General features: G+C 42.7%; 8 protein-coding genes. 2 read left to right on the forward strand and 6 right to left on the reverse strand.

The window, feature by feature from the left end; translation table 11 throughout:
• Window positions 1-188: 188 nt before the first annotated feature.
• The 5 genes from ACT3QQ_RS12620 to ACT3QQ_RS12640 form a co-directional block, all read right to left on the reverse strand.
• Entirely contained in the window at window positions 189-983 is a 795-nt protein-coding gene (locus tag ACT3QQ_RS12620; RefSeq protein ID WP_444528258.1) for a siderophore-interacting protein, read from the reverse strand.
• A gap of 16 nt (window positions 984-999) precedes the next feature.
• The gene (locus ACT3QQ_RS12625) at window positions 1000-1443 is read right to left on the reverse strand and encodes a MarR family winged helix-turn-helix transcriptional regulator (RefSeq protein WP_444519678.1); all 444 of its coding nucleotides are present in this window, start codon (window positions 1441-1443) and stop codon (window positions 1000-1002) included.
• A 341-nt stretch (window positions 1444-1784) separates the two neighbouring features.
• Window positions 1785-3710, reverse strand: coding sequence for an RNA polymerase sigma factor RpoD (rpoD, locus tag ACT3QQ_RS12630; RefSeq protein ID WP_444522016.1), 1926 nt, complete (start codon window positions 3708-3710; stop codon window positions 1785-1787).
• Between the two features lie 520 nt (window positions 3711-4230).
• Window positions 4231-6423: a DNA primase gene (locus ACT3QQ_RS12635; RefSeq protein ID WP_444528259.1), complete on the reverse strand. Its 2193-nt coding sequence runs from the start codon at window positions 6421-6423 to the stop codon at window positions 4231-4233.
• Between the two features lie 138 nt (window positions 6424-6561).
• Window positions 6562-7749, reverse strand: coding sequence for an outer membrane protein assembly factor BamD (locus tag ACT3QQ_RS12640; protein WP_444522018.1), 1188 nt, complete (start codon window positions 7747-7749; stop codon window positions 6562-6564).
• A 744-nt stretch (window positions 7750-8493) separates the two neighbouring features.
• Between ACT3QQ_RS12640 and ACT3QQ_RS12645 the strand changes: the two genes are divergently transcribed.
• Together ACT3QQ_RS12645 and ACT3QQ_RS12650 are read left to right on the forward strand one after the other, a co-directional pair.
• Window positions 8494-9729, forward strand: coding sequence for an RluA family pseudouridine synthase (locus tag ACT3QQ_RS12645; protein ID WP_444528260.1), 1236 nt, complete (start codon window positions 8494-8496; stop codon window positions 9727-9729).
• Between the two features lie 40 nt (window positions 9730-9769).
• Window positions 9770-10648, forward strand: coding sequence for a polyphenol oxidase family protein (locus ACT3QQ_RS12650; protein WP_444528261.1), 879 nt, complete (start codon window positions 9770-9772; stop codon window positions 10646-10648).
• Window positions 10649-10866: 218 nt separating this feature from the next.
• Here the strand turns inward: ACT3QQ_RS12650 and ACT3QQ_RS12655 are convergent, their stop codons facing one another.
• Window positions 10867-12123 carry a YeeE/YedE family protein gene (locus tag ACT3QQ_RS12655; protein ID WP_444528262.1) on the reverse strand — a complete coding sequence of 419 codons (1257 nt, stop codon included), beginning with the start codon at window positions 12121-12123 and terminating at the stop codon, window positions 10867-10869.
• Between the last annotated feature and the right edge of the window lie 569 nt (window positions 12124-12692).

Here is a 12692-nt window from a genome sequence, read left to right on the forward strand (position 1 = left end):
TATCCGACATTCATATAGGTCATAACACCTGTTAAGAAACCACCTATGACAGTCATTAAGGCAAGTATTAATAACACTTTGTAGAGCAACGGTGTTTTTTTAGTGCCATCATTCTTAACGTCATCAATAAGCAGAGTTTCGGAATTTGCCATCATAGTTATTTTCCTATCATCATAAAGAGCGATTAGTTAGTCGGTGTTTTTTTCTGCCTGTCGATCGCTTACAGACTGGTCTTCTGCAACACCTGCTTTCCAATAAGAAAAGGCATATAACTCATCCTTAGACCACTGTTGCTCGACTTTTAGGTAATGACGAAGGGCTTTGACAGATGAGAATTCGCTAGCGATATAAGCAAAACGGCTCTGCTCTGCAGTTGGTAAATCGAGAGATTTTACTATGTCGATTAATTGGCTGCCTTGCATTGGATCTGGGTTATGTAACCATGTCATGGTGATATTGGCTGCTGTCGACAGCTCTTGTTCATCTTCTGCACCGTGTACTTCGATGATGCATTGTCCAGTCGAACTGGCAGGCAAGGTTTCTAGTATTGAGCCGAGCACTGGTATCGCTGTGGCATCGCCAATCAGTAGAAAGTTATCTGCATTAGGACAAAGGGCTTTGGTTTTAGGCTTCATTAAGATACCAATCTCGTCGCCAACTTCAGCATGAGTGGCCCAGCCTGAAGCGGGTGCCTCGTCACCATGAGCGACAAAATCAATCCAGATCTGTTGCTTTGCTATATCAGCGCCGCGATGAGTATAAGTGCGGACAACGAAAGTAGTATTGTCATTTAGGTCAATTGACTGAGCTTTATTGACAGGGATAAGCACTTTATTGTTTGCGCCAACAGTCATGGTCGCAATATTGGCAATAGTATCTGCTTGGCCTGTGAGGTATATACGGATGTAGTGCGGAGTAATCATTTGTTTGTGAGCAACGGTCATAATTTCGCGTAATGGTTTTTGATTTGTTGTGTTATTCATATGGATCTGTCCTTATTTATTTATCGGTAGTCTTGCTGTTGCTAACGTTGTCTATCATGGTGCGACTGACACGGAAAAACAGCGCAAGCTCTACGAGGCTCAAATCTTTTGTTAATTGCTGTCTTGTCCACTCTTCTGCTGCATCAAGCTTTGTCATAACTTCTTCACCTTTAGGGGTCAGCTGTAGTAATTGGCTGCGACCATCAAGTGGATTATCTGTCTTCAAGATTAGCTCAGCCGCCAAAAGGTCATTTAAGGCACGGGTGATTTGCGCTTTGTCTCGCTGCATGTGTTTAGAGATAGATAGCGCAGTACTATTTGGGTTATAGCAGACGCCTTTTAAGGTTCTGATATTGGTCACGGACAACTCAACACCCTGTTGGCGAATGCCTTCTAGCAGCAAGTTGGTATAGGTATGCATTAACTGATGTAGTGTTTCGCTCAATGAATTATTAGACATAAAAACTCTTAGATATAGTTGATTGAAGCAACTATATAGAATAAGGTTGATAGTGTCAACTACAAAGTAGTTTTTGAGAAAAGGATCCTATCTATAGTTAAATAGTATTAAATGAGAGAAGGTAAAGAAAACAGGGAGCACATTGAACAAAAAGCTTTTGGCTCAAGGGATTTTATGGCTAGAAAGCTTTATGCTTAAGAAGCTTTGTAATTAGAAAAAGATGTGATTAATAAATTTTAGGATTAAAAAGCAAGCACAAAAAAAGCTGAGATGGACTCAGCTTTTTTATTAATAACAATTATTTGCAGCTTAATATCTAGACCCAATAGCTTCTTCCAGATTTAGTCATTTTCAAGGAAAGAACGTAGGTGCTCAGAACGTGATGGATGACGCAACTTACGCAATGCTTTTGCTTCGATCTGACGGATACGCTCACGCGTCACATCAAACTGCTTACCGACTTCTTCCAACGTATGGTCTGTTGGCATATCGATACCGAAACGCATCTTCAGTACACGTGCTTCACGCTCAGTCAGGTTGCCGAGTACGTCGCGAGTGGCTTCTTGAAGGCCAGCAGACGTTGCATCATCGACAGGGCTTGAGATCGTACCATCTTCGATAAAATCACCTAGGTGCGAGTCTTCATCATCACCGATAGGGGTTTCCATAGAGATTGGCTCTTTGGCAATCTTAAGCACTTTACGGACCTTGACTTCGTCCATTTCTAAGCGTTCGCCTAATTCCTCAGGCGTTGGCTCGCGCCCCATTTCTTGTAGCAACTGACGTGAGACACGGTTTATCTTATTGATTGTCTCAATCATATGGACAGGGATACGAATGGTGCGCGCTTGGTCAGCGATAGAACGGGTGATCGCCTGACGAATCCACCATGTTGCATAGGTTGAGAATTTATAACCACGGCGATATTCAAACTTATCAACCGCTTTCATCAGACCGATGTTACCTTCTTGGATTAGATCCAAGAACTGTAGGCCACGGTTGGTATATTTTTTGGCGATAGAGATAACCAGACGTAGGTTAGCTTCAACCATTTCTTTTTTCGCGCGGCGCGCTTTTGCTTCACCGACAGCCATACGACGTGCCACATCTTTCATATCGTGGATTTTCATGTCGAGCTGCTGCTCATAATCACGGATACGACGTTGTAATAAGATAACGTCGTCAGTAACTTTTTCTAGCGTACCAGCAAATGCAGGCTTGCCTTTGATACGTTCAATCAACCAATCCACGTTGGTTTCGTTGCTTGGGAAAGTCTTACGGAACTCTTCACGCGGCATACGACCACGGCGAATTACCAAACGCATGATTTGGCGCTCTTGCTTACGTACGTCATCATAGACATCATGCATGATAGCCATAACTTGGTCTGACAAGCGGTTGTTTAACTTTAGCATCATAAAGCGTTCAGCAAGTAGGGCATACGCTGTATCCGCTTGTACACTACCACGACCATAGTCTAGCAATGCTTGCTTAGCTTTGATAAATAAATGTTCGATTTCTTCTAGACGTAAACGAACTTCTTCTGGATCGAGACCGCTGGTTTCTTCTTCAGCTTCTTCTTCAACATCGTCTGCGTCGTCATCTTCGTCGTCATCTTCAAGCGCTGCTTTAGCATTGACTTTTGCTTTGACAACCGGAGGGTTTTCTTTTTCTTCTTTAAGACGTTCACGTTCTTCTCTTGCTGCCTCTTTTGCTTCTTGGGCAGCAATTTTGTCTTCTTCGGTTTCAGGATCTAAGAAACCAGTGATGACATCAGACAGCTTTTTTTCGCCATCTTGTACTTTTTGATATTCATCAAGAACAAACTGTACAGTACCAGGCCAGTAAGACATGGCATGCTGCACATCACGAATACCTTCTTCGATACGTTTAGCAATGTAAATCTCACCTTCGCGGGTCAATAGATCAACGGTACCCATTTCACGCATATACATACGTACAGGGTCAGTAGTACGACCAGGCTCAGTTTCAACAGAGGCAAGTACTGCCGCTGCTTCGTCTGCTGCCATATCGTCATCACTTGAGTCATCGTTCATCAAGATGTCGTCGGCATCAGGAGCTGCCTCAAAGATTTTGATACCAACATCGGTCAGCATTTGCACAATATCTTCGATCTGATCGCTTTCGGTAATAGAGTCGGGCAGCTGGTCATTCACCTCAGCATAGGTAAGATACCCTTGCTCTTTGCCCATTTGGATTAAGGTGGCCAGTTGAGATGTGGATTTGGAAACTGACTTATCGTTCATAAATACTCGCTTACTTGCATCGGACATTTTTATATTGTGACTCGCTATCGCTGGCTGGGTGCGTTGATCTTATCAGTCGATTGATCAAAATATGGCGTAGAGGTTGTCAATAATATCAAAAATGAGTGGATATGAATAAAGGCTCAAAACACTACAATAACAATGCTGAAAAACAGCTAAAAATTAGAAAAGCTAAAAAACTTCAATTTCAATATAGTACTTAAAAGAATTTAATACCTAAAATGGTATCTAAAAATTGATACGTAAAAATAATACCTAAAATTTGTGCTTAACGATGCATGCTCACCATCATTAACCAAGCAGTGCTGTCAATATACAGCGGCACAGTTTAACACAGACCACAGTCGTCAAGCACGAGCTAGTAATAGCTATCAACCATTTTTTACTGATTATCTGCCATCAGTCAAATGATTTTAGAGCGACTCATGCTACTGGGCATAATCATTAATAGTGGGGGCAGCTGCTAAACTTTTAAAGGGTCAACATTTGAAATTAAAAATTAAGACTGTACAGTGACCATCTGTGATGAGCGTTCGGCGTGTTGTGCGCGTAGCCAATTACTCAAGTGTTGTGCTTGCATGCGCACAATTGCTTGTTTGATATGATCGGGATTTTGTATCAACTCTTTCATCTTTTTCTTTATATTACGTTCGAGTAGTGAGCTGACCAATTCTTCTATCAAGTCATCAAGGCTGAGGACATTTCTGGCAGTTAATGCTCTATAAAATCCGCCCCAGCTATTACTTAAAGTAGCTTGGTTAGCTGAGTTGAGATTTGACAACACAAAATGCGCTGCTGCATTAGCATCTGTTGGTAAATATTTGATGCATCTCTTAATAGTAGTAACGACGTCTAGTAGAGCCTTGTCTTGTAAGTCTTCCCATGCTATTGCACGTAATGCATCATTAGAGGCCTTTTTCTGAATATGAGCAGGTAGCTTTAAGTTAGTCAATCCTGACTGTTGCCAAATCGACTCAATAGGGTCGTCGATTAACGCGCGCGGCTGAAACAAAAAGCAAAGCTGCAATTGTTGACTGATGGTCATATCACCATCAAAATCTAGCAGCGCGTCTTTGGCCTCGACATTTTGACTGCGTTTACCGCCCAGCTTTTGATAAACGTCATTGTTGAGCAAATAACGAAAGCTACTGCCTTTGGGAAGGGCAGTCGTCAACGAGCGTACTTGTGACATAAGCTTGGCTTTGCCTTCAGCCAGACTCATATCATAACGTTCACTCAAATACGCAAAGATATACTGCGATAGCGGCATGGCATTAGCGATTTGCTCACGCATGGCATCGCTGCCCTGACTCTTAATAAAAGTATCAGGATCATGATTGTTAGGCAGCGTTAAAAACCGCAGCTCTTTGTCATCGGCCAATACAGGCAGAGCCACTTCGAGCGTACGCCAAGCGGCTTTTTGTCCCGCACTATCCCCATCAAAGCTCAAAGTGAGTGTCGGGTTAAGTGTCAGTAACCGTGATATTTGGCTCTCATTAATCGCTGTACCCATTGAGGCAATTGCCCCGTAGATACCTGCTTGATAAAGAGCGATCACATCCATATAGCCTTCGACCACCAGCCAGCTGTCGGCGCGCTGCTGACGTGATTCATAATAGCCATACAGTACATGCTGCTTATGAAAGACAGGTGAGTCTGAAGAGTTAATATATTTAGGCTTTACTTCGTCATCAAGGGCTCGACCACCAAAACCAATAGTACGACCTTGGTTATCACGAATTGGAAAGATGACTCGGTCTCGCAATAGATCGTAGTCACGTCCAGACTCTGATTGACGTACCAGTCCTAATGCTTTTAGTCCCTCAATATCCTGTGGGAATTGATGCTCAAGATGTTGCCAGCCAAATGGTGCGTAGCCAAGACCAAAAGTCTCAAAAATATCTTCAGTGATACCGCGTGATAAAAAGTAATGTTTGGCATGAGGATGCGTGGTCAAGTTATTCTGATAAAACTGCTGAATTTGCTCTAGTAGCTCATATAGATTGCCATCTTTATCATCGCTTTGCTCAATACCATGAGCATCATGCATACCAGCGTTGGTATCCGTATCGGCTAGCCATGCTGGCGGGTCGCCGCTGTCATCTGCGTGGATCGCTGAATGGTCTGATGAATAGGCTTCTGAAGGGTAAGCGTCCATCGCGTAGGCCGCTGAATCATATGCCTCTAATGGCGGAAAATTCTCGTAGCCCTGATTATCATCATAACTTGGCTGGTCTATGTAATTTTGGGCACTTTGAGCGCCATTGTCTTGATGGTTGCCTTTATGTATGTTGCCTTGATTGACTCTACTATGTTCTAGCGTTGGGCTAGGCACATTTTGTACAGGTGGAGTAATAGGTTTGGGTGCGCGACGTTGATAACTAACGTTTTGCTGTTCTTCTTTTGGTACTTCGATGCCCGTTTGTTTTGATAGTTCATTAACCGCCTCAATGAACGTTAAATTCTCATAGTCACGCAGAAAGCTGATGGCATTGCCACCCACGCTACAACCAAAGCAGTGGTAAATATTTTTTTGTGGATTGACATAAAAAGAAGGCGATTTTTCACCGTGAAAAGGGCAGCAGCCTTTATATTCGCTACCAGCGCGTTTTAGCGTCGTATGTTTGCCAATGATGCTGATCAGGTCAGCTTGGCTATTTAATTGGTCAAGAATATGGTTAGGAATGCTCATACAAAAAACAGTTTACCATAGGTCGATTATGTTGGGGCAAAGCTAATAATATACTGCTAGAAAAATAAGGCCAACATAATGTTGACCTTATTATTGATAGAGCAGACTGTGTTATTTTACTCGATTAGTACTGTCTAATTATTCACTATCTACATCATCGTTAGGAAGGGTAGTACGTCTGACTGGATTGGTGTTTTGTGGATCGACGTTGGCTTCTCTTGCAGTTGAGCCAGTGCTTGATTGACTGGTCACACGCTCAGCTGAGGCTTCAGGCAGACCTAAGCCTAAGCTAACACCGTTTCCCGTAGCAGCATTATTTGCTACTGGGGCGTTAGCGACTGGAGTATTGGCAGACGTCGTGTTTGTCCCTGCTAGTCTTAACTGGGCTGCATTACGAATCATCTGCGTCTTGGTTGCACCATTATACTCGCCAGATGCGACTGATTTGTCAGTCGTGTTCGAACGACCAAGTTTGCCAAAGGTAATTTTATTAAGCCAAGTACGGTCACGTTTGGTGCTTAACTTCACACTACCATTGCTGGTCAGCATTTCTGGGTAGTTGATCTGCAACAGCGTTTTGTACTCATTTGCCAAATCGGTTAGACCAAGTTTTTCATGGCTATAAGCCAATACTGCAAGCGCATCTGGCGTTGACTCACTAAGCGGATAGTACTGGAAAACCCATTTAGCACGGTTAACCGCTGCTACATACGCTTCACGCTCGATATACCAATTGGCTGCGCTCATTTCGCTCTCAGCAAACTGATTGTAGATGAACGTCATACGCTGAGCAGCATCAGGTGCATAAGGGCTATTTGGATATTTATTGATAAGTTCTTGGAAATTGGCAAAGGCAATACGCAAATATGCAGTATCACGCTCAGCTTGGTTAAGCTTAAATAGTTTTAGGCTCTCAGATGAGCCTTCCATATTGGCGACGCCGCGTACATAGTAGGCGTAACTGACTTGTGGGTTAGACGGGTAGAGACGGATGAACTGCTCAGCACTTGTCGCCGCCATCTCGTATTTGCCGCCTTCGTACTGCGCATACATCATGTCAAGCAAAGCTTGCTCAGCGTATTGTCCTGTCGGGTAGAATGTACGTAGATTGGTCAGCTCTTCAATACCTTGGATATAATGACCTTTGTCAATCTGGTCGACAGCCTCGTTATAATATCCTTGCTCTGATTTTTCAGCTGTTTCTATTGCCTCACCCTCTTCGGCGCCAGTTAGGTTTTTAAAAGTCTGGCAACCCACTAGATTGACGCTAAGCGCTAGTAGAGTTATTGAGGACAGTTTGATAAACGTATTGCCAACAGCTTGCATACTTCTTCTCCGACACAAGGCGCATAATAGCAGCAGCGCTATCATGCTATATAAAAGGTTAGTGATAAAAAATGACGCTAAATAGTCAGCGATCCACAAGCAAAAATTTTTTATCGAATGCAGTTTTTGTTATGACGTATTGTACTGATAGATTGGGTTTGATACATAGCGCTTTTATAATAAGCCAGTCATAGACTACATGCATTTAACCATAGTCAAACGGTTTGAATGCAAATACGGCCAACAAACTCCAGTGCTATTTTCATACTGTATCTAAATACGGCATTCGTATACAGTGCCATAGCATACAGCAAAGTATGGCTATACTTTATAGAATAACATTTGCTACGTCTATTTTTTCGCCATCTATATTGTATAGGCAGTTTAACATGAGCGGCTGTTGCGAGCGATATCGAATGTCGCTAGCATGAGTAAATATACAGTAAATTACAGCAATGTCATGTTCTAGAGAGTTAAGTGATGCGTCTTACCGCCCAAAGTTATGCTCAAATATCAATATATAGAACGCACTTCTATAGGGCTTATGCGCGCGGCATGATACACTAGAGCGGTATTGTCTCCGCTTTTTTGTACCTTGAAGGTTGTTATTTGCCATTTGTAGGCAAAAAACCATAATCAAAAAATGACAATTTTTTATAATACTATTTTCGAAGTCACCTCACAGAATACTGTCAGGGACTTTGCCATGTATCAATATACCAATCCGCTATGAATAATGATGCCATGACTACCCATTTATCACCGAATCAATCGCTAGATACTGATTCATCAGCACAAGAGTCACCAATGCCAAATGATGTTTTGAACAATAATGAGCTACCTGATAGTCAAACAATAACAAATGAGCAAGTGCATAATGATGCTCTTGATAATGAAGAGATGCTCATCGATAATGGTAATGATCTGAAAGATAGCGACATTGATGATATTGATATTGATGACAGCGACATGGACGGTGACGACGATGAAGCTCCAGTAGCGGGTCAAGCTGTACCAGTGATTGTAGAAATGAAGCATGTGGTCACAGAAGATCAGGCTGGTCTGCGTATTGATAAAGTCGCCTCACAAGCATTTTCAGACTTTTCGCGTGTACAACTCCAGAACTGGATTACTGACGGCAGTTTGCTCTATAACGGTAGTGTCCAAAAGCCAAAAGTCCGTGTCAAAGCAGATGACGTATTGCATCTATCAACGACGTTACAGCAGCATGGCGAAGACCAACCAGAAAACATAGATATCGATGTCGTCTATGAAGATGATGATGTATTGGTAATCAATAAACCTGTCGGTATGGTGGTTCATCCTGGCGCTGGTAATCAAAACGGTACTTTGGTCAATGCATTGCTATACCATTACCCTCAGCAGCATCATTTACCGCGTGCAGGTCTGGTGCACCGTATTGATAAAGACACCTCTGGATTGCTACTGATTGGTAAAACCAAACCTGCTCAGATGGCACTGATGGAACAGCTAAAAGACAAGTCTGTTTATCGTCATTATAAGTGTGTGGTTGCAGGGGATCAGGCAAGCTTATCTCGTCATCGTCGTATTGACGCGCCGATTGGCCGCCACCGTAACCAGCGTACTAAGATGACGGTGATGACTGCCGGTCGCGAAGCAGTAACGCATCTGCTAAATGTCACACCATTAAACGAAAATTACTGTCTACTAGATGTCGGGCTTGAGACTGGACGTACGCATCAAATTCGCGTGCATCTAAGTCACGTTACTTATCCACTAGTCGGTGACCGTGTCTATGGTGGGCGTCGTCAGTTGCGCTCTGGATTGACAGAAGCCCAGCGTCAAGCTATTAATAATTTTCCGCGCCAAGCATTGCATGCCTATACGTTAGGGTTCGTGCATCCGACGACAGGTGAGGACATTGAAGTCACGACGCCACTACCTGAAGATATGCAAAAACTCATGGAAGTATTAAGCGACGGTTATTATGAAGAGTAAACGCTAACGTTTACTAGATGAGAGGTTAGATCGAGCAGCCATGATGAATACGTTCCCGATGACAATGATTGCGCAAATTGATGATGTGGCTGTTTTTCAGACGACTGCTTTTGCGCATGATGATATTGATGATTCTGCTACCAAAAACCAGCGTATAGGGTTTGAGGGTCAGTCAAATTACGGTGAGTTAAATCTAGGCCTCCATGTTAATGATAATGCACCGAAAGTGTTAGATAACCGCATGAGTCTATTGGCTGCTATTAATGAGCAGCTAGTAGATGAGTCTGCACAAAGCGAGCAGCATGCAGCTATCAATCGTTTGCATTGGGTCAGTCAGGTTCATGGTAAAAACATTCATGATGTCGATACTACTACGCTGAATATGGTGCCAGTATCTGCTGATGCGATGGTCAGTCAACAAAAGGGTCGCGGTCTAGCAATCATGACGGCAGACTGTGTACCTGTCGTTTTATATCAGCCTACCAGTGGCAAAATCGCAGCGATTCATGCAGGCTGGCAAGGACTGGCCTGCGGTGTCATACAAGAAACTGTCAACCGATTTACCGATTCAGGCCCTATTCAAGCTTGGATAGGAGTGTGTATCAGTCAGGAAAACTATGAAGTAAACACAGACGTTCGCGATAAGCTATTGGCTGGGTGTATAGCCAATCAGACGTTGCCAGAGACGCATATCGATGACTTTGTGTCGCTATTTTCTATACCGTCTCATGATGATAAAATAAAGCTGGATTTACCGAAGCTTGCTGCCATGCAGTTAGAAGCTAATGGGGTTACAGTGATGAATAATTTGCCTGTCGACTGTAGCTATGCAGATACACACTATTACTCGTATCGTCGCCAGACTCATATGCAGCAACCTTCCACAGGTCGGATGGCACTGATTATCGTTCGTCGTTAGCAGCTTTATAGTCAGCGAACTACTAAACCGCTACAGTGTTACCCTCCCTAGATGTACTATATGTACAATCTACGGTCGGCTGCCTTGTAGCTGTTTTAGATTTCTTTGACTATATAATAATGAGTAGTGGAAACAAAGTGATAAACAATAAAAAAACAGCAGATTATTCTGCTGTTTTTTTATTTGAGAGCTAAGTTTTTACTAACCCAAGGTCTGTATTAACAAACGGAGTCGCTAGATTTTGGCACTGATAAACCAAATAGAGGACGTAAATACAGTGCCAAGAACGTACCTGCCATTGCCAATATGCCCCAGATATAGCCATGTAAGCTAAAAGAAGCAATACCACCAAAGTAAGCGCCAATATTACAACCAAATGCTAGACGGGCACCATATCCCATCATCAATCCGCCAATGACTGATGCTGCAAAGTTACCTACAGTAATCTTAGTAAACTTGAACAAACCACCTGCAGCAGAGGCGATAAACGCGCCAATAATGATACCGATATTCAATACAGTGGTCGAATCTGCAAATATAGAAGCTTCAAGCGCTGCTGCATTAGCGCCTTGCCAATAGCCCCAGCTAGCCACATCCATGCCAAAGCCGCTTGCAATTTTAGAGCCCCACAATGTAAATGCTGACGTAATGCCCCATGGTTGCCCACGTGTGAGTAATGTCAGACCGTTAAGTAACGCCAAGACGATTGCGGCAGCAAATAGTGGCCAAGAACCACGAAAGATTCGTTTCCAGCCAGAATCAGAAGGCACTGGCGCCATTTTAGGTGCGTTTCTTTTTTTCTCAACAACTAATGTTACCAATGCAATGGCGCCGAATATCGCAAGCGACACCAGCCATGCACCTGTATAACCGAGACCTGTAGAGGTTGCCAAAGAGAAAGGCGCATAAGCGGGCATTTCTTCTGTCCAGAATGGCAAGTGATAAGCACCAATCGTGGCACCCACTATGAAGAAAATAAAGGTAATGAACATAACAGAACGTCCACCGCCTACCGCGTAGAGCGTACCAGAGGCACAGCCACCACCAAGTTGCATACCGATACCGAATACAAATGCGCCTACGACCAAACTGACCCCTAATGGTGCAACGTAACCTGCGACAGGACCGCCAAATAGCGTCGTGCCATAAGCAAGGATTGGTGCAAACAGCGTGACAGCAACTGCTAGCATCAACATATGGGAGCGCATTGCCTGACCGTTACCCACGGACATCATACGTCTAAAGGCAGACGTAAAACCAAAACGGGCATGAAACAGGGTATAGCCTAACAATAGACCTATGCCAAGCAATAGTGATTGAGAGATATGCTGAGTGGCTAATAGATACGCCAGCACTATTACACCTACGATACCGCCTCCCATAATCAAGGGTTTTTGCGGCGCATCTAATGCCAAATCATCTCTGACGATAGGATCTTTTGTATCGTTTACAGGTTGAACGAGAGTAGTAGTCAAGGTAATAGCTTCCTTATCCGATGATGTTATCAGATATCATTTTTATAAGAATTTATATGGGTATGGTTACACAGGTTTGCAGAGGTAAAAACTATACTTCTGCTAATTCAACTAATATGGTTGAGCAGTAAGAAGCGTACATCATAATCCTATTGCCATTAATGTAAATACAATGAGATTAGAAAAAATAGAATTATTATATGATGATATGGAATAAGTGAACTGCTGTATATGTTATCTGATACTAACAGCTACTTATGGTTCTGATAATTATAGGTTTATAAATCATTGGAGAATAATTTTTACTACTTGAGTGTTTAATAGGAACTACCTATTTATACAAAATATTTTAATAGTATATGTGATTTTGTTAGATAGACTTTAATTAATAACTTAAAAAGAAAAATACGTCTGATACAATAGACTTGAATTCAATGAAGGTCATCGCATATATACTGGTATGTATACGCTGTCCTACAGAGATTATATTTTTGGTCTCTTATCACTGATATTTCGCCAATTAGATTGACTCAAAGAAAGGCTGCTCGGTTCTAGTATAGTTCCTGATA

The sequence above is a fragment of the Psychrobacter sp. AOP7-A1-24 genome (assembly GCF_052376235.1).
Taxonomy (GTDB): domain Bacteria; phylum Pseudomonadota; class Gammaproteobacteria; order Pseudomonadales; family Moraxellaceae; genus Psychrobacter.